Source organism: Sorangium sp. So ce327 (assembly GCF_051530205.1).
In the GTDB taxonomy this organism is placed as follows: domain Bacteria; phylum Myxococcota_A; class Polyangia; order Polyangiales; family Polyangiaceae; genus Sorangium; species Sorangium cellulosum_B.
In genome coordinates this window covers 6171129-6194034 of the sequence record NZ_CP150330.1, presented here as the reverse complement: position 1 = coordinate 6194034, position 22906 = coordinate 6171129, and the positions used below count along the sequence as shown (strand labels likewise).

The window sequence follows — 22906 nt, the reverse complement described above, 5'->3', positions numbered from 1 at the left end:
GGTCACCCGCTTCGGATACGGGCCCACCTCGACGTTTTCGGTGCTCAGCGCACCGGAGTGCGCTTGCGCGCCGAAAACGCCGATCTGGGCCCGTCTCCTGTGCGGGTGACCGCCGCTCTGCTGCGGCTCTGCTGCGGCTCTGCTTGGTGGAGAGGGGGGGCGGAAGCCGCTGTTCTTGGCGTCCTTGGCGCTCCCCGGAAGAGATCAGAAGAACCCGATCGGGCCCGGCGACCAGGGCAACTTTATCGTCTCGCCGGCCGCGGGCGGCGGGACGCGGCGGAGCCTCCCGTCGCGCCACGCCAGGATGACGAGCCCCGGATCCTCGAGGGGCGCGCCCAGGTCGACCTCGAGCCGCACGGGCCTCCCGTCCGCGACCTCGGCGACCCGGATCGTGGCGCCGCACTGGCCGACCTCGTAGCCCGCGGCGATCGGGGAGGACGGCGCGCGGTAGAGGGTCTCGAACGCGCCGGTCAGCATCGTCCCGTCGATGCGCCCCAGGGAGAACGAGGACGGGCCTGTGCGCGTGAGGCGGTGCGTGCCCTTGTTCATCGAGAGGATCGACCAGCAGGAGAACGAATCGGGCGACTCCAGGGCGCGGATCGCCTGAGGGTAGATGGCTGCCATGGGATCCGAGGCGGCCGCGATGAAGACCCGCTTGCGGGGCGGCGCCTCGATCTCCGCGGTGCGGGCGATGTCCTCGAGCTTGCGCGCGATATCGATGCTCGACGAGGTGGCGGCGAGGAACAGGAGCGGCGCGATCCCGAGGTGCACGGCGGCGAGGAACCCGGCGCCGGCGCGGCGGGGCCAGGACGCGGCCCCGGGCGAGGAGGCGCGGCGCAGACCGCGCAGGACGACGACGGCGAGGAGCGGCGCGATCCCGAGGCCCGGCATCAGCAGCAGGCGCGACCCGGGGAAGCCCCCGAGGCTCGTGAAGAACGCGAGGAGCGCCCCGGGGACGAGCCAGCGCAGGGCGGCCCGCTCGCGCTCGGGGACCGCAGGGAGGCATGCGCGGTAGAGGAGGGCGACGCCCGCGGCCGCCGCGAGCCCGACCGCGATGAAGGGGAGCTTGGGGAGCGGGACGGAGAGATCCGCGGGCACGGCCACGAGGGCGCCGCCGATCAGGATGGGCAGCCGCTCCGCCGCGGCGGCCACGAAGGCGAGGGGGCTGCTGAGCGGGTCGATATACCCGCCGGTGTGCGCGGCGCCGCCGCCGAACGCCTTGTACGCGGCGAAGTACCCGAGGAGGCCGAGCACCGGGAGCACGCTGGCCGCCCGGGCGCGAAAGCCGTCCGCGCGGCCCGGCGGTACGGGACCGGCGAGCTGATAGGCGATCCAGTACGCCGCCCCGCCGAGCGCCGCCTCGCCGCCGAGGAGCCCGATCCCGAGCCCGAGCGGGCCGAGGTACAGCCCGGGCCGCCACCCTTCCTCGCGGTAGCGGAGATAGGCGAGGAGCCCGAGCACCACCGGGAGCGCCGCGAGCAGCAGGTGCTGGCACGCGATCCAGCCGACCGGGTGAACGTGGTTCCCGCTGATCGCGAAGATCAGCGTGGCGAGCGCCGCGGTCGCGCCCGGGAGCACCCGCAGGAACAGCCTGCCGACGGCGGCGACCAGGGCGACGTAGAGCCCGATCGAGACAAGGTGGTACCCGAGCGGGGCGTGGCCGAAGACCGCGCGCTCCAGCGTGAACAGCGCGCTCGCCAGGGGGCGGACAAGGTGGATCCTGAGCTCCGGATCGGTCCACCACGGCAGCCCGGAGATGGAGACGGCAGCCCGTGTCTCCTCCGGAACGCCGGGGAAGAAGTTGTAGAGATCGTACCAGGGAGGCGAGCCAGGGATCAGCTTCGCGAGGTAACAGAACAGGATGTAGTCATCGGCATAGAAGGCGATCGCCACCGTGGGCAGCCCCAGGGTGAGCGCGAGGAGCAAGACAGCCGTGAAGAAGCGAGGGTGGCTGAGCCACCGCGCCAAGCGATCGGAAGGATCCGGTTTCATTCGGGCCCACAACGTAGGGTAGGTCGCGCGCGCCGTGTAGATGGCCCCGAGCGCCCCGAGCGGCGCCGCTGCACCTCCGGCGCACTCCGCCTGGAGGCGCGGGCCGGAGGGGAATGTGATTTTTCTTACGTTTATGCGATGGCGAGGTCTCCCAAGGAGCTGCGCCGAACGAGCCCTGTTGCCGAGGCGCGCAGCGTGATCCGGACACATGATCCATCCGTTCTCCGCGCAAGATGGCCAGATCGCGCCGCTCGGTGACATACGTGCTTCGTTCGCGGCGAGCGCGACAGCGCGCATCGCGGCCGATGTTCCGGCTGGACCCGGGCCGAGCCAATGAGGCTCGTCAACCTGCCTCAGCCCTTCTCAGGCTGCTGCCTGGCTCCTCTGTTTGGGAATTTGCACGACAGCCGCCCTGTGCGCTTTCAGCGAGCGGCGACCGAGACGCACGACGCCGCGGTGTCCCGCGACGCTCCGGAGCTCTCCAGTTTGCTCTGCGCGCACCATCGTTTGACGGCGTCGGAGAGAAGATGGCGGCGTCGGAGAGGAGAAAGTCAACGCTATGAAATTTGTTGATCCTCGGAGTCTCATGACTACCTTTCGTGACCGTGATAAGTCGACAACGCGCCGCGATGATGCGTGCTGCGTGTCGACAAGGGGGGTTGATTTATGAACAAGATCATCGGTTACGGTGCTTCGCTTCTCCTGCTTGCCGCTACCGGCGGCCTCTTCTTCGGTGCATCGACGGCCGAGGCCGGCAACACCACCACCCCGCCCACTACGCCCCCCGCGACGGATCCCTGCGACGAGATCTGTCAGTGCGTACAGGATGTCGTGGACAGCATCGTGTTGCCGCCCGGCCAGGGTGGCACGCCGGGCGAGGCGCCGGGGCAAGGCCCTAAATTGGCTGACGTCAAGGCCGCCCTCGAGCAGTGTCTGGAGGACTTCTGCCCCGCTGAGAAGCCGTGTCCTCCTAAGCCTACGAAGTAGCCGATCCTGAGCCAGATGCGAGCGAGCCAGGCGGGGTGTGGCCGGCTGCCTTCGGAAAGGGCCGTCCGTAGCCAGCCTGCAACGTCCGGTGCTCGCCCGCGCTCTCGGTCTCGCGGTCGAGGCGAACGCGGCGCCAGGGCAGGGTCAACGTCGTCCCATAGATGATCGTTGGCCCGCCCTGCGCCCGGAACCAGTCGAGATCCTCTCCGTCCAGCGGAGAGGCGTAGTTGTACACGGTCATCTCATGCTCGCCGGCGTCGAGCGCCGAGGCGACGCACGTGTCCCCGCGCGACGGCAGGTCGAGGACGAAGGAGACCGACAGCGCGTCAGGGTCGACCTTTCAGCGCGAGCACCATATGGGCTCAAGCCCCTGGAAGACCGCGCACCCGGGCGGGCGAGGGCGAAACCCGTGGCTGTGTCCTGACGGCCGTCAGCGCATCTCGGCGGCGGCGCCGCGGATGAGCTGCAGGAGGTCGCGCCGCATCTCGCCGCTCACCGAGTGGCCGACGCCAGGGTAGCTCACCAGCCTCGCCTTGACGCCGCGCCCGTCGAGCGCCGCGATCGCGTCGCGCGTCGGGCCGATCGGGACGCGCCGGTCGTCCTCGCCGTGCAGCGCGACGATCGCCGGAGGCGCTGGAGCCGCCGCGCCTGGGCCGGGCAGCACCGCCGGGGGGACCCAGCCGCCCATGGGGAAGGCGGCGCCGACCACGCGCGGGTGGTGAAGAGCGAGCGCGAACGTGAGCGCGCCGCCCTGGGAAAAGCCGGTCACGATGGCCTTTCCCCGCGTCGGCCGCTCGGCGGCGACCCGCTCGATCGTGGCCGCGAGCGCGGCGGCCGCGCGCAAGATGCCCTGTCCCACCTCATCGCTCGCGAGCGCCTGCTGGAGCGGAAACCACGAGTAGCCGCCGCCGTACGGCGTGAGCCCGCGCGGCACGATGAGGCGCACCTTGACGTCGGCGCCCGACAGCAGACCCGTGAACGACTCGGGCCGGTCGCCGAGCCCGTGAATCGCGACGACGAGGGGGAGCGCCTCGTTCCGGTCCGCGCCGCCCGTGATCTCTTCGAGGTACTCGACCGCGGCGGTGGGGACCATCGCGCTCGCGGCTGGCGCGGCGGGAGGCGCCTGCTTCTCGGTGCCCGCAGCGCCGCCCCCGGGCGGGGCTGCCCGTCGCTCGCACGCGGCGAGCGAGACGAGCGACGCGAGCGCCAGCGCAGACCAGGCGTAGCAGCGGCGGAGGTGAGTGGGGCGCATCGAGGAGATGCTTGCTGGACCCGCCGCTCGGCAGCAACTGCGAACTCCCCGCGGCGGCGACTCCGCGCCCGCCTCGTCAGGAGTGACCAGCCATCGAGATCTCCTGCCATGGCCGGCATGCATGCGAGATCACACACACGCGCGCGACAGGTTGCGTGCCGTTGTATTTGTCTGCTCCAGGGCGATCGCCGCGCGTCTGCCCACCGACCAAGATTTTTTTGGGTTGTTAGTAAAGTGTATTTCCTACATAACTGGATCTGGCTGCTTGGCTTAGAGCGAAGACACCTCTTGTCGCCGGGCAGCCGATGGTAGGCGCGTCGCGTCGTTGCTCCGTGTCGCCCTGTTTCAGCAGGGCGCCTCGTCGCACCTGTCGCTGCGCCCACCCTCGGCTGCCTGGCGAGGTCCCGATTGGTTCGGAGCCTTTCTTCAGGAGAGGTCGGCGACCTCACTGGCTTATCGATTGACCACCTCGTCGCGGTGGCGGACGAGGTGAGTCTCCTGCGTACACAATCGATCTGCTCATCAGGAGAGCTCGATGATCTCACTGGCTTGTCGATTGACCGCCTTCCCGCGGTGGCGGCGGCTGCTCGGCGCGCAGCTGAGCGTGGCCGCGCTCCTGCTCTCGGGGTGTACGGGCGCCGTGGGTGATCCGCGGGAGGGCGACGGGGATGGCGTCATTCCCGGTGGGCCGACTGGGCCTGAGGTCGCCGAGCGCAGCATGTTTCCGCGGCTGACCCACGCGCAGTGGGAGAACACGGTGCGCGACCTCCTGCACCTCGACGACCGGCCCGGCCTCTCGGCGTCGTTCACGAGCGACCCGCTCGGCGGCGTGTTCGACAACAACGAGGCTGCGCTCCTTGTGACGCCGGGCCTCTGGGGCGATTACCAGCGCGCCGCCGAGGAGCTCGCGGCGATGGTGACCGCCGACCAGGGCAAGCTCGGTCGGATCGCGCCCGCGGACCTGCCGGACGGGCCGGAGGCGCGGGCGCAGGCGTTCGTCGAGCGGTTCGGCGAGCGGGCGTTCCGGCGGCCGCTCACGGTCGAGGAGCGGGACGCGTATGTCGCGCTGTTCCACCGCGGAGAGGAGCTCTTCGAGGGCGAAGACCCCTTCGCCGCGGGCGTCCGCGCGGCGCTCGAGGCGTTTCTGCAGTCCCCCCATTTCATCTACCGCGTCGAGATCGGCGCCGGGCCGGCGGAGGGCGGGCTCATCCCGCTCGGCGGACACGAGATCGCGACCAGGCTCGCCTATACCCTGTGGAACACGATGCCCTCCGACGCGCTCCTCGAGGCGGCGAAGGCGGGCGAGCTCTCGACCCGCGAGGCCGTCCGCGCCTACGCCGGGGGGATGCTCGACGACCCGCACGCCCGCGAGGTCGTCGGCGCGTTCCACCGGCAGCTCTACGATTACGAGCAGTACCACGACCTCAACAAGGATCAGGCGCTCTACCCCGAGTTCGTCCCCGAGATGGGCGACGACATGCAGCGCGAGGCGGAGCTCTTCGTGGATCACGTCGTCTTCGACGAGGAGGGCGGGCTCACCGACCTGCTCACCGCGCGCACCGCGTTCGTGAACGATCACCTCGCCGCGGTCTACGGCGTGGAGGGTGACTTCTCGGACGAGTTCAAGCGCGTGGAGCTCGACGAGGGGGAGCGCTCGGGGCTGCTCACGCGCCTCGGCTTCCTCGCGGCCAAGGCGACGGCGCGGCAGCCGGACTCGATCCACCGCGGCGTCTTCGTGAACCTCAGGATCCTCTGCGCCACGCTGCCGCCGCCGCCCGACGACGCGACCTCGCTGCCGCCGGGCGAGCTCGCGACCAACCGCGAGCGCGTCGAGGCGCACACGGGCAAGGGGACGTGCGGCGCGTCGTGCCACGGGCTGCTCATCAACCCCGCCGGGTTCGCCTTCGAGCACTACGACGCGATCGGCAAGTTCCGCGCGACCGACAACGGCGCGCCCGTCGACTCCGCGGACGTCTACACGCTCGGCGGCCAGCCGAGGAGCTACGCGGATGCGGTCGAGTTCAGCCAGCTCCTCGCCGAGAGCAGCGAGGCGCACGGGTGCTACGCGGAGCGCTGGCTCGAGTTCACCCACGGCCGCGGCGCGCGCGCGGAGGACCGGGCGCTCGTCGAGGAGCTCGGCGAGGCGTCGCGCGGCGGCGCCTCGACCAAGGAGCTCATCGTCCGGATCGTCTCCTCCACTCCCTTCCTCGCTCGCGTTCCTGCGGAGGCACCATGATCACCCGACGACGTGTGCTTCGAGGCCTGTTCGGCGTCACGGTGGCGCTCCCGTTCCTGGAGACGTTCGCGCCGCGCCGCGCCGCGGCCGGCGAGGGGGACGCGCCGCCCTTCGCGATCTTCATGCGCCAGGCCAACGGCGTCGCGCAGCAGGTCGGCGATGAGCCGGAGATGTTCTGGCCCAGCGCGCCGGGCCCGCTGACCGCGGAGTCGATGGCCGCGGACGCCGATCGGGCGGTCAGCGAGCTCAAGGACTACGCGAGCCGGCTGATCCTCGTGCGCGGCGTCCGCTTCGCGTTTCCGGGCAACGGCTGCGGCCACTCCGGCGGCGGCAACCAGTGCCTGACGGCCGCGCAGGTGTCGGAGGACCCGGCGGGCAACGAGTCGCTGGCGATGGGCGAGTCGATCGACAACCGCATCGCGACCGAGCTCAACCCGGCGGGCGTCGAGCCGCTGACGCTCTACGCAGGCAGGAAGTCCGGTTACATCAACGAGGTGCTCTCGTACCGCGGGCCGAAGCAGCTGCGCGCCGCCGAGCGCGACCCGTACAAGGCGTACCAGAAGCTCTTCGGGCTCGCCGAGGTGGACGCCGCGGCCGCGAAGGCGCTGGCCGCGCGCCGCGCCAGCGTGAACGACCTGGTCCGGGAGCAGATGCAGGCGCTGATGCGCCGGACGGACCTCAGCCAGGGCGACCGCGAGCGGCTGCAGCTCCACTTCGACAGCATCCGCGACCTCGAGGTCGGGCTCGCCTGCGCGCTCCCGCCGGAGCGGGTCGCGGAGATGGAGGCGATCTCCCCGGACGTCGGCAGATCCGAGAACGTGGAGACCGTCGCCCGCATGCAGATGGACATCATCGCGCTCGCGATGGCGTGCGGCGCGACGCGCGCGGCGACCCTGCAGGTCGGCGACGGCAACGACGGGACCGAGTACACGATCCACGGCGTGCTGCAGAAGAGCTACCACAAGATCTCTCACCGCATCGACGGCGACGGCGAGGTCGGCCCGCCGATCGAGGGCGCGCAGGAGCTGCACCACCAGATCGACCGCATCCACGCGCGGATCTTCAAGCACCTGCTCGACAGGCTGTCGTCCTACGATCTCGGCTCGGGGACGCTCCTCGACCGCGGCGTGGCCGTGTGGCTCAACGACAATGCCGACAAGTACCACTCCTACTCGAGGGTCCCGTACATCCTCGCCGGCGGCGCCGCGGGTTACCTGAAGACCGGCCAGTTCATCGACCAGCGGGTCACCAACAACAAGCTGCTCAACACGATCGGCGCGGCCGTCGGCTGCACGAACGGCCAGGGCGGCCCGCTCGATAACTTCGGCGACGAGAGCCTCGAAGGCGGGCTCATCGACGCGATCGTGACCTGAGAGAGGAGCTCGCCCGTAGCGGGCGAGCTCCGCCGACGCCTGGATAACTCGGGGATGGGGCGGGGAGGGGCGGGTCAGCCGAGGAGCTCGACCGCGACCTCGATGGTGGCCTTCTCTCCGTTGGGGCCGCGGAGCACGTCGACCTTCACCTTGTCGCCCGGCTTCTTGCCGTCGAGCGCCTGGTACAGCCCGTCGTAGTCCGTGACGGGCGTGCCGTCGATCCCCACGATCACGTCGCCCAGGACGATCCCGCGGTCGCCCTCGGAGAGGCCGCGCATGCCCGCCTTGTCGGCGGGGCCGCCCGGGACGACGGTCATGATGATGAGGCCGCGGATGCCGTTGCGACGCTCGAGGCGGCGGGACTGATCGAGCTGGATGCCGAGGCCGACCTGCTCGGCCTTCCCGGTCCGGATGATCTGCGGGACGATCCGCGCGATCGTCGTCGACGGCACGGCGAAGCCGATGCCGGCGGAGCTGCCGCTCTTCGAGAAGATCATCGTGTTCATCCCGATGAGGTGCCCGCTCGAGTCGAGCAGCGGGCCGCCCGAGTTGCCAGGGTTGATCGCGGCGTCCGTCTGGATCATGTCGCGGATGGTCACCTCGCCCACGCCCTGGACCTGGCGCCCGAGCGCGCTGATGATGCCGGTCGTCAGCGTGTGATCGAGGCCGAACGGGTTGCCGATCGCGATCGCCTTCTGCCCGACCTCGAGCGGCTCGCGCAGGGGCGCGACCTGGATCGGCTTCAGCATGTCCTTGGGGGCGTCGATCTTGATGACCGCGATGTCCTTGCGCGGCTCGACGCCGACGAGCTTCGCCGGGAACGTCTTCTCCCCCTGGAGCCGGACGACGAGCGACTGCGCGCCGGCCACGACGTGGTAGTTCGTGACGATGTGCCCGTCGGCGTCCCAGACGAAGCCGGAGCCCGAGCCCGCGGGCACCTCGACGGCGGTACCCCAGAAGCGGTCCACCACCAGCCGCTGCTGCGTCACGAACACCGTCGAGGGCGCGACGTCGCGGAACACGGCGATCGAGTTGCGCTCGTCCTCGATGAGCGCGCCCTTCGAGGGCGGGACGGGCGGCGGCGTCGTGTCGATCGTCGCCGACGTCGCCGGCGCGTCGGGGACCTTGGTCGCGTCGGGCGACGGGCCGCTGGGGCCGGGCTTCCCCTTACATCCGACGGAGGCGGCGAGCGCGGCGACGACGAGGACGGCAGGGAGTCGAGCGTGGCTGCGGTGGCGCATGCGGCGCAATCTAGCTTGCGATCGGCAAGGCGTCTCCCCTGCGGCGCGCCGTCGGCCTGCGCGGCGGCGCGGCAGTCTGCCGCGCGCAATGAATGCGCGGAACCCATGCGCGGAACCGCGCGCGGAACCGATGCGCAGGACGGTCGCGCTCCGGCATCGGCGCGCGTCGGCGCCGGAGCGGATCCTGGGATGCAAAAGGGCGAAGTTGCGGTAGAGGTGGCCCTGACGGATGAAGCCCATGACGCCCTCAGCAACGAAATTCCAGACGACCCCCCCTGTCGCGAAGGAGCCCGTCAAGGTGCTCCTGCTCGAGAACATCCACCAGAGCGCGCACGAGCTGTTCCGGTCGCGATCGTTCGAGATCGAGACGCGGAGCTCCGCGCTGAAGGAAGACGAGCTCATCGCCGCGCTCGCGGGCGTGGACATGCTCGGCATCCGAAGCAAGACGCACGTCACCGCGCGCGTGCTGGAGAAGGCGGACAAGCTGCTCTCGATCGGGTGCTTCTGCATCGGCACGAACCAGGTCGACCTCGACGCGGCGAACCGGCGCGGGGTGCCGGTGTTCAACGCGCCGTTCAGCAACACGCGCAGCGTCGCCGAGATGATCATCGGCGAGTCCATCATGCTGGCCCGGCAGCTCGGGGACAGGTCGCGCGAGGTGCACGCGGGCACATGGAAGAAGGTCTCGAAGGCCTGCTACGAGATCCGCGGCAAGACCATCGGCCTCATCGGCTACGGCCACATCGGCCAGCAGCTCGGCGTGCTCGCCGAGGCGATGGGGATGCGCGTGGTCTACTACGACATCGCCCAGAAGCTCCCGATGGGCAACAACCGCGCGCTGCCGACGCTGCAGGCGCTGCTCGCCGAGTCGGATTTCGTCTCGCTCCACGTGCCGGCCACGCCGGAGACGCACAACATGATCGGCGCCGCCGAGCTCGCGCACATGCGCAAGGGCGCGTACCTGCTCAACGCGAGCCGCGGCTCGGTCGTCGTGATCCCGGCGCTGGCCGAGGCGCTGAAGAGCGGCCACCTCGCGGGCGCCGCGATCGACGTCTACCCGGAGGAGCCGGAGTCGAACTCTGACGGCTTCCTGACCGAGCTGCAGAAGCTCCCGAACGTGATCCTGACGCCGCACATCGGCGGCTCGACCGAGGAGGCGCAGGAGGCGATCGGCCGCGAGGTGTCGCGCGCGCTGACGCAGTTCGTGACCACCGGGGCGACTACGGGCGCGGTGAACTTCCCGAACGTCGAGCTCCCGCCGCTCAAGGCCACGCATCGCATCCTCAACGTCCACCGCAACGTGCCTGGCGTGCTCCGCGACGTGAACCGCATCGTGTCGGACGTGAACGCCAACATCGACAGCCAGGTCCTGTCGACGGACGCCAACATCGGTTACCTCATCATGGACCTGTCGCAGGACGTGTCCGCCGAGGTGAGCCGGCGCATCGGGGCGCTGGAGACCAGCCTCCGCACCCGCGTGCTCTACTGAACGTGCGTCGGGCCAGGGCGCTGCCGCGCCCCGGCCGGAGTCCCCGGCCCCGAGAGGTGCCCCGCCTTGTCGCCACCGTTCACGATCCAGCCGGGGCCGCGGCCGCAGATCCGGATCGAGGAGGTCGCCAAGCGCGCTCGCGTCTCGCCCGCGACCGTCAGCCGCGTGGTGAACGGCAGGGGCAAGTACAGCGCGGAGACCCGGGAGCGCGTGCTGGCGGTGATCGACGAGCTCGGCTACGTGCCGAACACCGCCGCCAGGAGCCTCGCGCAGGGGAAGACGGGTGTCCTCGGCCTGCTCCTGCCGAACATCAGCACCGAGTTCATCTCCAGCCTCGTGCGGGCCATCGCCGCCTCGGCGGCCGAGGCGGGCTACGACGTGCTGCTCTCCGTGAGGCCGGAGGCGCCGGCGCGGCGCCTCGTCGGGCGGCACAACACGGACGGGGTTCTGATCTTCGGCCACTACGTCCACGAGGCCGATCTCCGGCAGCTGATCCACCAGAAGTGCCCGGCGGTGCTCATGTACCAGTCGTCGCCCGCGGACGCCCCGCTGCCCAGCGTGATCATCAAGAACGCCTCCGGCGCGCGCGCCATCGTGGGGCACCTGATCGAGGCGCACGCCCGGCGCCGGATCGCCTTCCTCCACGGCGTCCCCGAGAGCGAGGACTCGACGACGCGCGCGGAGGGGTACCGGGAGGCGCTGGCCGAGCACGGCATCGCCGTCGATCCGCGCCTGATGCGCCGCGGCTTCGACGCGCGGGAGGCGCGGGCCGCGACGCTCGCGTGGGTGCGCGAGGGGGTCGACCTCGACGCGATCTTCGCGTGGTGCGACCACGCTGCCGCGGGCGCGATGGAGGCGCTGCGCGCCGCGGGCAAGCGCGTGCCCGTGGAGGTCTCGGTCATCGGCTTCGACGACGCGCCGTCGGCGCGACACCTCGAGCCCGCGCTCACGACGGTGCGCGCGCCGACGGACGGGGTGGGCTACCGCGCGGTGCAGGCGCTGGTGGACCTCATCCAGACGGGCAAGGCCGAGCGGAGGATCGAGCTGCCGACAGAGCTGATCGTCCGGCGGTCGTGCGGCTGCGATCTCTGAACCCGGCGAGGATCCGCGATCGGTCGATCGAATTTCCGGAGAAATTCACAGGGAGGCGGGGAGACGGGGAGACGGAGAGTAAAATCCCATTGATCTCCCCGTCTCCCCGCCTCCCTGTGAATTTCTCGCTAAAATGCCAATAAAATGAGGGGATTTGGCAGGTTTCGACGTTGAGCGCCGCGATGGACCCCGCCGTGGAGACAGCGATTATTCATTCCAGACCGGGACGCTGACGCGCTCTCCGGCGCTGCGCCGCGCGGCCGGGTCGTCGCCCGCGAAGACGACGGTGAACACGACGAACGCGGCCCACAGCGCCGCGAGGTGGTAGATCATCGCGATGCCGCCCGCGGCCTGGTAAATGGCGCTCGACGCCGGAGGGCCGAGGAGCATCCCGGCGGCATAGAAGACGTTGTAGAGCGAGTTCGCGCGGCTGTAGTCCCGCGGCGCGGTGACGACGCCCTGGAGCGCCAGGCTGAGCGGCGATATCGACGCGAGCGTCGCCCCCGCGACGAACACGGCCACGCACATCGCGTCGTAACGATCGAGGTACACGAAGCCGAGGATCATCAGCGTGCCGATCGTGCCGAGCGCGCGCATGAGCAGCAGGTGGCCGCGGCGGTCGCCGATCCGGCCAAAGACGTTGGTGAAGAGGAGCATGCCCACCGCGAAGTAGGCGGGGATCTGGATCGTCTGGTCGCGCGTGACCCCCTTGGAAGCCATCAGGTAGAGCGGGAGGAACAGCACGACCGACGCCTGGAAATAGCCGTAGGCGAAGGTCGCGAAGCACGCGGTCTTGATGCGCCAGAGGATGGAGGCGGAGGACGCCGAGGGCTCCGCCCCGCTCGCCGCGCCGGCCTTCCCGTGGGCCTCGGACATGCCCGGCAGGTCGCGATCGAGGCGCGCGAGCACGAGGACGGCCGACATCAGCGAGATCACGCACGAGAGGAGGAACGCCGCGGGCATCGAGGAGAGCGCGACGATGTGCGGCGCGCAGAGCGGCCCGAGGACGTAGCCGAGCGCCATCGAGACGGCGTAGAGGCTCGTGACGAACGCCTTGTTGTCCTTGTCCGACCGGGCGAGCAGGATCGTCTCGCAGCTCACCCAGATGCCGACCGAGCAGGCCCCGTCGAGGAAACGCACCGCGGCGATGGCGGCGAAGGTCGGCAGGAAGGGGAAGGCGCCGACCGCCGCCGCGTACCCGACGAGCGCGAGCACCAGCGTGGTCTTCGCCGAGAACCGGCGGATGAGCGTGTCCATCGGCAGCGAGAGCAGGACGATGCCGAGCGCGAAGCACGACGCGAGCAGGCCGATGTCGGTCTTGGTGAACCCGCGCGCATCGAGGAAGACCGCCGTGAGCGAGATGGCGATGCCGTACGCGAGACCGAGGAGGAAGATCGAGCCAAAGACGAGCCAGATGTTGCGATCGGGGATGCGGCGGAGCATGAGCGCCCGCCAGGTTCGATCGGTCGCTCCGCCGTGTCAAACGGGTACGTGCGTCAGGAAACGTGCCTCGCCGGCGGTCGCGCCGCGCACGCCCGCGAGCGCCCCGCGCGCGATCGCGCTTCAGCGACGGCGTCAGCGCAGGAACTCGAGGAGGAGCTGATTGACCTTCTCGGGCCTGTCGTAGTGCACGAAGTGGCTCGCGTCGGGGATGCGGGCGACTCGGGCGTTCGGGACCAGCTTCGGATCAGGCGTAGCGAGCTCGGAGCCGAGATAGCGATCGTGCTCGCCCCAGATCACCTGCACCGGGATGTCGATGCGGGGCGGCTTGCTGGCCTCGCGAAGGCTGCCCGGGCGGAAGAGGGCCCGGTAGTAGTTGATCATCGCCGTGAGCGCGCCGGGCTGCGACCACGCCTTCACGTAATGGGCGAGATCCTCGTCGCTCACCGCGCCCGGGCGTCGCGGATCGTCCTTCACCGACGCGCGCAGCTGCGCGAAATCGTCCCTCTGCGCGGCGAGCTCCGGGAGCTTCGGGAGCTGGAAGAAGAACATGTACCAGCTCTTGCGGAGCTGCCGGGCCGTGCGGAACCCGGCGAACAGCCGCTCGGGGTGAGGGCAGTTGAGGATGACCAGCCGCTCGAGGAGCGCCGGATACCGCGCCGCGAACCCCCAGGCGACGCCGCCGCCCCAGTCGTGGCCGACCACCGCGGCGGCGCGCTCCGCGCCAGAAGCCTGGATGAGCGCGGCCACGTCGGCGGTGAGCTCGGCGATCGCGTACGCGGCGACGCCCTCGGGCTTGTCCGAGAGGTTGTAGCCGCGCATGTCGGGCGCGATCACGCGGTAACCCGCCTCGACCAGCGCGGGTATCTGGTGGCGCCACGAGTACCAGATCTCGGGAAACCCGTGGAGGAGCACGACGAGCGGCCCGTCGCCCGCCTCGACGTAGTGGAGGCGCACGCCGCCGTGCTCGGTGAACCGGTGCGAGAGCTTGGATTCGTCGAAGGTCATCGTGTCTCCTTGCGCTGATTCCGTCGAACGGCCGCCGGCGCTCTGCCGCGCGGTCACGGGTTGAGTCCCGGGATCCTACACGGTGCTCCGGGCGGTTCGACGTGCCAGGCGCCGCGGCGGACGCCCCTGTCGAGCGACGCCGCGGTTCTGTCATTGCAAGAAAATTGCGACTTCCGGGCGGCGCGTGGCTCACCCGTGGTGCCGTGTCATCGCGACGAGGGTGGCGACCAGGAAGATCACCAGCCCGAGCGCCCCCGCCGCCCCGAGGAGCAGCGTTCGCTGGAGCTTCGCGACGCGCTGGGCGGAGAGGATCTCCTGCTGGATGCCGTTGCAGATCTTCTTGGTCTCGCGCAGGAGCTGCCGCGCCGCCGTCGGATCTCTGGCGATGCGGCTCGCCTTCAGGCTCTCCGGGCGGCCTCGCACCATCGCGCGCAGGATCAGCACCATCAGCTCGTCTTGCCAGAATTTCTCGGGGATGGCGTTGCGGCGCTTCACGTAATGGTCGTTCTTCGCCAGGTGGCTCGGCGTGAGGGGCAAAGGCACGTCCTCCAGGGAGCCCACGAATTTGCCGAGCGCCTCCACGTCCTGTTGCTGTTCGGTCAAGATGAAATAGAAGAGCGCGCCGACCGCGTAGAGATCGTGCGCCTCGCCGAGCCGGCGCACCAGATCGAACTGCTGGTTGTTCGGATCGAGCGGCGGCTCGCCTCGGAAGCAGGCGATGAGCTCCCCGCTCGACGGATCTCGCTCGATCCGGATGATCTCGAGATCGTGATCGTGCCTCGGGTCGCGCTCATCGGCCAGGATGTCGGTGTCCATCAGGTCCGCCGCGAGGGGCTTCGGCACCCGGAACCGATCACCGTCGAGCGTGATCCGCTGCGCGATGCGGAACTTGCGGCGGCAGGCCTCGGGCGAGAGGAAGGGGTGCTTGATGCTCCCGCCGGCGACCTCGTCTTCGTACCAGCTGCGGGTGAGCTCGTCCTTGTCGGACAGGCCGAAATCGATGACCCGCACGTGGAATCGCGGGGAGCTGATCATGTCGTCGAGCGCCTCGCGGAGGTCGCTCGCGCCCTCGCGCTGGCGCTCGGCGGTCGTGGCGCTGGCGGGGGTGATCATCAGGTTGTCGGGGGCGAGGTCCTTGTGCACGATGGTCTTCTCGCCATGCAGCCAGGCGACCGACTCGGCGAGCTCCACCATCAACCGGACCTTCTCGAGCAGGATCGCCTTGTGGAAGAGCGTGTGGGACCGGTCTTGCCGCCACACGTCCTCGATCCAGGTGAACGCCCGCCTATGCCACGGATCGCCGCGCTGGGCGCGGGTGTCGAGCTCGACCCAGGGCTGGCCGTACCGTGCCCACAGGGCCTGCAGCTCGCTGCGGCGGCGCCCGACGAACTCGACGAGGCTCACCTCGAGGAGCTCCATCACGACCGCTTCGCGATCGACGAAGTTCAGGATCCTGCCCGATCTGGCGGTGGGGCCCTGCTGGCAGCAGCGCTTCGCGGGGTACTGGAGCAGCTCGAAGAACTGCCCGTTGATGTAACGGCCCGAGAGCTCGTATCCGCACTCCTTGCAGTGAAGCGATGGGTGGCTCTCCGTCGCGATGTCCTTGCGCCGGAGCAGCGTATTGCACCCCCTCGGGCAGGCGGGGTGGTAGATGGTGCTGCAGCCGCACAGCACCATCGGCTCTAGCTGGATGATGTCGAGCGTGCAGACCACGTTCACGCCGGCGTCGGTCGTCATCTCCTTCAGCAGCTTGATCTCCTGGCTGAACAGGCGCTCCTCGGAGAGCTGCGCGAAGTCGTGGAGCACCTTGATCGCGACGAACCGCACGTTCTGGCCGGCGCTCAGCTGCATCCCCTTGTAGACCTTCGCAAACTTGCCGCGGCCGAGCTCGATCGGCGAGCAGAGCCCCGTCGCGTCGCGGGTGGTGAGGAACTGGTAGCTGACGTTGGCCTGGACGGCGTTCAGCGCCGCGCCGGGCGCGCTCCTCGGCGTGGAGGAGGCTCCGGCGCCTTGCTCGCCGGGGATCGGTTGCGTCGACTCCGGCGTCTGCACCAGTGTCAGCATGGTCATCACCTCATGAGTCCAGGGTTCGATCGCCGCGCTCGCGCGCGTGAGCGGCGGCCTAGAAGACGTTGATGCACGCGAGGTGGGCCGTCCCGGTGGCCGGGTCGACCGCCGACAGGACCACGAGCTGCTTCGCGGCGCCGTCGGCCACGATCGCCGCCGCGAGCCACGGGATGTCGACGCGGAGGCGCGCTCCGCCGGCGGCCGCCTCGGCGCTGTCGCAGTGGAGCCGCTGTACCCGGGCGCGCCGGTGCCCCACGTCGAAGCGCACGTCCCGCGCGACCTCGGGGAGGAGGAGGCCCTCGCAGCGCGTCGAGGGGTTGCTGGCATCGTGATAGATGCTCGGTCGCGGCCCGCCGGGGGAGACGGCGCGCCGCTCGACCTCGATGAAGAGCGAGCCTGCGCGCGGCGACACGAGCAGCGGCGCGGGCAGGAGGTCCGGAGCGGCCGCGAAGAGGATGGGTGTCTGGAAGCGGTCTCGCTCGTCGACGGCCACCGACTGGAGCATGAGCCTCCGGCCCTCCGTCAGCGAGCGCGCCTCGCAGGTGCCAGCCCGCGGGGCGGCGAGCTCCAGCAGCCCGGCGGCTCGCGGGGCCTCGACCCCGCCCTCGGGCTGCGCCATCGCAGCTGCAGGCGGAGCGCCGCGCCCGGCGTGGACGAACCAGGGCGCCGCGCGGAGGGGCTCGGCCGCGCGCCCAGCGAGGCTCGCCCCGAGCGCCGAGAGCTGGCGGGCAGCTGCCTCTGGATGGACGAAGCGCCCGCCCGCCTCCCAGACGATCGCCTCGAGCTCGTCGGCCACGACGGCGGCGCTCTCCGGCCGAGCCGCTGGATCGCGCGCGAGCGTGTGCAGCACCAGCTCGTCCAGCCGCCGTGGCACGTCGGCCCGCAGCGAGCGCACGGGCGGGGCGGAGGCCTCGAGGACGGCCCGGATCGTGGCGATGTCGGTGTCGCGCCGGAAGAGCGGCTGGCCGGTCAGGAGCTCGTGAAGGATGACCCCCACGGAGAACAGATCGGATCTCCGGGTCAGCGGCGACGCCGAAGCCTGCTCGGGCGACATGTACGCGAGCTTGCCCTTGACCATCAGACAGCCCGTGGACTCCACCAGCCGGTGCTTGGCCCAGACGATCCCGAAATCGATGATCTTCACCGCGCCATCCGGGCAGCACATGATGTTCTGCGGGGTCACGTCGCGGTGGACCAGGTCGCGGTGATTGCCATGCTCATCGCGCAGCTCGTGCGCCGCGTGGAGTCCCCGGCACGCCTGGGCGAGGATGGCGGCCACGAGGTCCGGCGGCAGCACCCGCGCCGCGGTGTACAGCTGAGCTCGGAGCGAGGCCAACGTCACGCCGGGCAGGTACTCCATCACCATGTGGAGCGGCTGGTGCTCGTCGCCGAAATCGAGGATACGAACGACGTTGTTGTGGTTGATGCTCGCGAGGACGCGCATCTCCTCGAGGAACATCCTGGCGGCGTCCGGTATCTTCCCGGCCAGATCGGGCAGCATCACCTTCAACGCCACGTCACGGATGAAGCCGCCAGGGCCCTTCTGCCGCGCCAGGTAGACGGCGCCCATGCCCCCGGAGCTGAGCTCTCCGATCACTTCATAGCGACCGAACATGGGACGGAACGTCATGTGCCGCGCCGCTTCTTTCGTTGATAAACCGCCCGTCGTGGCCGGAAAGGCCATGTCCGTCGTCATGGCCGACTAGGTATGATTCGAATTCTATGGCCCTGGTAGTGGTATCGAGCGCAGGCGTGAAAAATCCGGGAAACGCCTTGCGTCCGGGGCAAAGGTGCCGGTTCGTCGCGCTTTTCTGGGATCAGGCGACGGCCGCTCGATTCGTCAGGTATCGCAGCGGGGCGCCGGGGGAGGGGCGGAGCGGGAGGCGCTCAGACGTCGATGATCTTGCCCGGGTTCATGAGGTTCAGCGGATCGAGCACCCGCTTGATGGACCGCATGATCGCGAGCTCCTCTACCGAGCGCGAGTAGGGCAGGTAATCCTTCTTGAGCAGGCCGATGCCGTGCTCGGCGGAGATGCTGCCGTGGTACTTCTTCACGAGCGAGAAGATGGCGTGATCCGCCTCGTGGGTGCGCTTCAGGAACTCCTCGCGCGTGAGGTCGTCGGGCTTCATCACGTTGATGTGGAGGTTGCCGTCGCCGATGTGGCCGAAGAGCGCGATCTCCCACCCTGGATAGCGGGCCTCGAAGAGGCTCTCGAGCTCGGAGCAGAAGCCCTCGAGCTCCTGGATGGGGAGGGACACGTCGTTCTTGTGCGGGAGCCCGGTCGCCGACAGGCTCTCGCTGATCCCTTCGCGGAGCGCCCAGAGCTCGGCGGCCTGCGCGCCGTGCTGCGCGAGCGTGCCGTCGGTGACCAGCCCGCGCTCGAACAGCGAGGTGATCCACGCCTCTAGCGCCTCGGGCTCGCCGCGCTCGACCTCGATGAGCACGTAGTAGTCCGACGGCGCGGAGAGCGGCACACGCACGTTCCTGTGGCGGCGCAGGCGCGCCTGGCACTTCTCGGTGAAGAACTCGTAGGCCATCACCACGAACGGCCCCGTCCGGGCCTCGCGGAACAGCGCGAGCACGCCGGCGAGGTCGGGCACCGCGAACAGGAACACGTTGAGCGCCTCGGGCACCCGCGTGAGCTTGAGCGTCGCCTCGGTGATGATGCCGAGCGTGCCCTCGCTGCCGATGAACAGCTGGCGCAGGTCGATCCCCGTGTTGTTCTTCTCGAGCGCGCCGTTCAGCTCGAGCACGGCGCCGCTCGCGGTGACGACGGTGAGCCCGAGCACCCACTGGCGCGTCAGGCCATAGCGGATGACCTTCACGCCGCCGGCGTTCGTGGCGATGTTGCCGCCGACCTGGCTCGACCCCTTCGAGGCGAAGTCGACAGGCCAGGTGAGGCCGTGCGGCGCGACGTGCTGGTGCACCGCCTCGGTCACCGCCCCTGCCTCGACGCGCACGGTCGCGCCGAGGACGTCGACCGGGCCCATCTTGCGCATCCGATCGAGCGACACGACGAGCTCGCCCCTGGCCGCCACGGCGCCGGCGGCGAGCCCCGTGCGACCGCCGGAGGGCACGATCGGGACGCGGTGCTCGGAGCAGAGGCGGAGCAGCCGCGAGACCTCGTCGGTCGACCGCGGCAGCGCGAGGGCCGAGGGCCTGGGCTCGTGGACCTTGGTCCAGTCGCGGCCGAAGGTCGCGAGATCGGCGGCGTCCGTCGAGAGGAAATCCGCGGGGAACTCACGCTGGACGGCCTCGAGGAAGGGGCCGGGGAGGCCAGTAAGTGGGGTCATGGTCGGCTCGGTACTGCGGCATCGCCGGGAGGGCAAGGGCAGGCGGTCTTCGCCCTTACCCGGGGGGCAGGCGCGCCGAGCGGGTCGCTTCGGCGGCGGGGCGGGAGTCCTCGTGGCGCAGGCGCCGCGAGAGCGTTGCCGCGCCACGACCGACAGGGCATCTTGACCGAGGAGCGCGCATGGACAGGGCAGACCGCGCGGCAAGGGTGGCAAGCATGGCGGTGCTCGCGCTGGTCGCGTGCGAGCGCGCTGCCAGCGAGGCGCCGCGTGGATCGGGCGCCGCCGGCGGGGGCGGCGCTGCCCCGGACCCGATCGCGGCGAGCAGCGGCGCGTCGGGCGCGAGCGAGCAAGGGAACGCGGGCGAGCAAGGGAACGCGGGAGGGCAGGGCGGCGGGGGCGGCGGCGGCGGCGAGCGCGGCGCGCTGAGCTGGGAGCCGGTCGAGACGGACTGGTGCTCGGCAGGGTGGATCGGCCTGGACGACCACACCTGCTTCCATGTGCCGGAGACCGCGCTCCGCGGCGCGCCGATCCTTTATGTGCTGCACGGGGCCATGGCGCCCGACTCGCTGCCCGTGGGCCTGCAGGCAACCGCCGCGGAGGCCGCCGAGGCGCTCGGCGCCGTCGCGGTGTTTCCGCGCGGAAGACCAGGACTCTGCACCTGGGATCCGTCCGTGGAGACCTACTCCTGCTGGCCGACGCGCCGCGAGACCGTCGACGCCGCGGCGCCCGCCCTGCTCGAAGAGTGGATGCGCGCAGAGGCGTTGATGGAGCGGATCCTCGGCGGGACGTTCGGCGGGCGTTATGTCATGGGCTTCTCCAACGGCGGCTATTTCGCGAGCTACGTGGCGCTGGAAGGCCTCGTCGCCGTCGACGGCGCAGCGCTCGTCGGCGCGGGGCGCATGGTCATCGAGGAGCACCTGTTCTCCGAGGAGAGGCCGCCGATCTTCATCGCCGTCGGTGAGCTCGAGCTCGCCTCCACCATCGCGAGCGCCGAGAACCTCGCCGACGTGCTGACCCAGCACGGCTGGGAGCACGAGCTCGTTGTGCACCCGGGGCGCGGCCACGAGATCCACGCCGACGACTTCTCGAGAGCCTGGGAGACCTGGATGGCCGCGCCCTGAGCGGCCCCGCGCCGCCGCCGCGCTCGCCCGGCGGAGGATGGGGCCGACTCGACTCGATAAGACCCCTGACGCGCGCAGCGCGGGATGCCCGGAGCGTCCTTTTTGAGCACTCTTGCGTACATGAGCGCAGGGGAGATGGGCCGAGCGGGGCGGCGTTGATCGCCTGAGGACGGCGAATGCACCTGCGGTGTTATCGCCCCTTGTCTCATGTTGTCAGCGCGGAGGCTCGACATCGTCGGAGACACCTCGTCGGCGCGCGCTGCGCCGAGAAATCCGCAGCGCGCGAAAGGCGTGTTATTGCCGGAGCCGCCGCGTTGCGCGAGGCGCTCCCGGCGGGCGCCGAGCGCGCCTGGAAGCGCCTTCTCTGCGCAGTGATCCGGCGCGGGGGGACACGGAGGATCACCGCGGGGTCGTGCGCTGTTTAGGAATGTCGGTTTGTCGTTGCCTCGCGCCCGCGGCGCGCGCCCTCGGGCGGCAGGCTCTGCACACCAGCTCTCGGGCATGAGCGCTGCTCTCTCCGCAACCCGACTGGCGCGACGGTCTTGCAGACGTCGCGGGCAGGGCAAGGAGGAGAAATGGTCGAGCTGTTGAATACCAGGTTGATGTGCGTCGCGATGGCGATGGCGGCGCTGGCCACCGGGTGCGCGGTGGGCGCGGGCGAGGCGGACGTCGACGAGAGTGATGCGGACGAGGCCGTGACGGTGGAGGAGGCCTCCCAGGCGCTGTGCGGCGACGCCAGCTGGGCGCGGAGCTGCGGGGCCTCCGGGGGCTTCGCCGATCCGAGCTGGGGCTGGCCCAACGGGAACTTGGGCTTCCCCAACGGGAACTGGGGCCTCCCGGGCTGCGGCAACGGGAGCTTCGTCGGCGGGAACCCCTGGGGTAACCCGGGCTGGAACAACTGGGGCAACTTCGGGAACTACAGGCCTTGCGGCTGGAACGGCCCCTGGGGCGGCTTCAGGCCGCCGTGCGGCAGGCCCGGCTGGGGCGGCGGCGGCGGCTGCGGCAGGTTCTAGCCCGCTGGCCCGGAGTCCATCCGCGGCGACGACGGCGAGCGCGGGCCCTGGACCGGCGCACGACAGGCCCTCGGAACACGAGGGGCCCCCTGCGCGCCCGGCGCCCGAGCCGCGGCTCGTCTGACGGATCGCCCGGGCCGAGCCGGGACACTGGCCTCCGGGAGCTCGCGGCAGGCGCGAAGCTCCTGGAGGTCAGGAGCCCCGGGGGTCTCCGGATCGGCGACGGCCGTGCGCCTGGCGGCCACGTTCCGGGGCCCCCACCTGTCGCATTTTAGGACATCGCCGCCTGGCACGCGCACCTGGGTCTGGCGGCTCAGCCGCTGCCCAGCCCGTTGCACACCTCGGCGCAGATCGCGCGCCGAGGCGCGGTGCCTGCGCTTGCGCCAGGCCTGGCGGCCCTCGTCCCATGGCGGATCGCTTCTTGCTCCCTCTGGAGCGCGCCGGATCGCCGGCGTCCTCGAGGAATGCTCGCCATGATGTCTTTTGCGACACCCGTCTCGCGTTACATGACCTGTGAAGTCATCGCGGCGTCCGACATGACGCCGCTGCCAGAGGTGCACCGCACGCTGGGCGAGCGCGCGATTTCCTGCGTTCCGATCCTGGACGCGGCGTCGCGCGCGATCGGCGTGCTGTCGCGCACCGACCTGCTCCGGCTCGGCAGGTTCGAGACGAAGACGAACAGCCGAGGAATGCTGCTCACCTTGCCCGATGTCCCGTCGCGGGCCGTGCTGCGCCCGGGCATCATCACCGTCGGGCGCGCGACGCTGGTCGGGCAGGCTGCGAGCGTGCTGCTGAAGCACCGTATCCATCGCGTGTTCGTCCGCGAGGACGAAGCCTTGACGGGCGTGTTCAGCACCAAGGATCTCCTGCTCTCCCTTGTCGAGGCGCGGGACCCGACGCCGATCGGCGGGCTCATGTCGGCGCCCGCGTACACGATCCCGCTCGACGCGCCGCTCGCGCTCGCCGCCGACCGGCTGACGACGGCGCAGGTGAGCGGGCTCGTGGTGGTGGATCCCGGCGGGTGGCCGGTGGGGATGTTCACCCAGACCGAGGCGCTGCTCGCGCACGGCGTGCTGTCCGATTCACCGGTCGAGGACGTGATGAGCCCGGCCATGGTCTGCCTCGACGTCCGGACGCCGCTCCACCGCGCCGCGGCCGCCGCGCACGCGGCGCAGGCGCGGCGCGTGCTCGTCGTGCAGGGGCGGCGGCTCCGCGGCGTGCTGACGGGGCTGGACTTCGCGCGCGCCGTCGCTGGGACGGGCGTGATCTCCATGGCCGCGAGGTCCAGGGCGGGATAACGC

Annotated in this window: 16 protein-coding genes; 8 read left to right on the top strand and 8 right to left on the bottom strand. The window is 70.5% G+C overall.

All coding sequences use genetic code 11. From position 1 onward, the window contains the following. Positions 1-204: 204 nt before the first annotated feature. A complete protein-coding gene (locus tag WME95_RS23160) occupies positions 205-1992 on the bottom strand; it encodes a hypothetical protein (RefSeq protein WP_437910616.1) in 1788 nt (595 codons plus the stop codon). A 666-nt stretch (positions 1993-2658) separates the two neighbouring features. Here WME95_RS23160 and WME95_RS23155 point away from each other — a divergent pair. Then, complete coding sequence (locus WME95_RS23155; protein ID WP_437910615.1) at positions 2659-2979, top strand: hypothetical protein; 321 nt, start codon at positions 2659-2661, stop codon at positions 2977-2979. 430 nt (positions 2980-3409) lie between these two features. On the opposite strand, the gene WME95_RS23150 is transcribed toward WME95_RS23155, so the two are convergent. Then, on the bottom strand, positions 3410-4231 hold the full coding sequence (locus WME95_RS23150; protein WP_437910614.1) for an alpha/beta hydrolase: 822 nt from the start codon (positions 4229-4231) through the stop codon (positions 3410-3412). A gap of 535 nt (positions 4232-4766) precedes the next feature. Here WME95_RS23150 and WME95_RS23145 point away from each other — a divergent pair. After that, positions 4767-6467, top strand: a complete 1701-nt coding sequence (locus WME95_RS23145) for a DUF1592 domain-containing protein (RefSeq protein WP_437910613.1) — start codon at positions 4767-4769, stop codon at positions 6465-6467. Next, a complete protein-coding gene (locus WME95_RS23140) occupies positions 6464-7840 on the top strand; it encodes a DUF1552 domain-containing protein (RefSeq protein ID WP_437910612.1) in 1377 nt (458 codons plus the stop codon). Before WME95_RS23145 ends, WME95_RS23140 begins: the two co-directional genes overlap by 4 nt. A 74-nt stretch (positions 7841-7914) precedes the next feature. Here the strand turns inward: WME95_RS23140 and WME95_RS23135 are convergent, their stop codons facing one another. Then, positions 7915-9081 carry a S1C family serine protease gene (locus WME95_RS23135; protein WP_437554863.1) on the bottom strand — a complete coding sequence of 389 codons (1167 nt, stop codon included), beginning with the start codon at positions 9079-9081 and terminating at the stop codon, positions 7915-7917. Between the two features lie 229 nt (positions 9082-9310). On the opposite strand from WME95_RS23135, the gene serA reads away from it, so the two are divergent. Together serA and WME95_RS23125 are read left to right on the top strand one after the other, a co-directional pair. Next, positions 9311-10570, top strand: coding sequence for a phosphoglycerate dehydrogenase (gene serA, locus WME95_RS23130; RefSeq protein ID WP_437910611.1), 1260 nt, complete (start codon positions 9311-9313; stop codon positions 10568-10570). 66 nt (positions 10571-10636) lie between these two features. Next, positions 10637-11662: a LacI family DNA-binding transcriptional regulator gene (locus WME95_RS23125; protein WP_437910610.1), complete on the top strand. Its 1026-nt coding sequence runs from the start codon at positions 10637-10639 to the stop codon at positions 11660-11662. 207 nt (positions 11663-11869) lie between these two features. Here WME95_RS23125 and WME95_RS23120 read toward each other — a convergent pair whose 3' ends face one another. The 5 genes from WME95_RS23120 to WME95_RS23100 form a co-directional block, all read right to left on the bottom strand. Continuing rightward, positions 11870-13105, bottom strand: a complete 1236-nt coding sequence (locus tag WME95_RS23120) for an MFS transporter (RefSeq protein ID WP_437554860.1) — start codon at positions 13103-13105, stop codon at positions 11870-11872. Positions 13106-13237: 132 nt separating this feature from the next. Beyond that, a complete protein-coding gene (locus WME95_RS23115; protein WP_437910609.1) occupies positions 13238-14110 on the bottom strand; it encodes an alpha/beta fold hydrolase in 873 nt (290 codons plus the stop codon). A 189-nt stretch (positions 14111-14299) separates the two neighbouring features. Beyond that, the gene (locus tag WME95_RS23110) at positions 14300-16174 is read right to left on the bottom strand and encodes a protein kinase (protein WP_437910608.1); all 1875 of its coding nucleotides are present in this window, start codon (positions 16172-16174) and stop codon (positions 14300-14302) included. A 58-nt stretch (positions 16175-16232) separates the two neighbouring features. Further along, a complete protein-coding gene (locus tag WME95_RS23105; protein ID WP_437910607.1) occupies positions 16233-17807 on the bottom strand; it encodes a serine/threonine-protein kinase in 1575 nt (524 codons plus the stop codon). Positions 17808-18064: 257 nt separating this feature from the next. Next, entirely contained in the window at positions 18065-19471 is a 1407-nt protein-coding gene (locus WME95_RS23100) for an FAD-binding oxidoreductase (RefSeq protein WP_437554856.1), read from the bottom strand. Between the two features lie 179 nt (positions 19472-19650). On the opposite strand from WME95_RS23100, the gene WME95_RS23095 reads away from it, so the two are divergent. From WME95_RS23095 to WME95_RS23085, 3 genes are all read left to right on the top strand, one after another. Beyond that, positions 19651-20592: an alpha/beta hydrolase gene (locus WME95_RS23095; RefSeq protein WP_437910606.1), complete on the top strand. Its 942-nt coding sequence runs from the start codon at positions 19651-19653 to the stop codon at positions 20590-20592. 575 nt (positions 20593-21167) lie between these two features. After that, positions 21168-21605, top strand: coding sequence for a hypothetical protein (locus WME95_RS23090; protein WP_437910605.1), 438 nt, complete (start codon positions 21168-21170; stop codon positions 21603-21605). A 473-nt stretch (positions 21606-22078) separates the two neighbouring features. Further along, entirely contained in the window at positions 22079-22903 is an 825-nt protein-coding gene (locus WME95_RS23085) for a CBS domain-containing protein (RefSeq protein WP_437910604.1), read from the top strand. Positions 22904-22906: the final 3 nt, after the last annotated feature.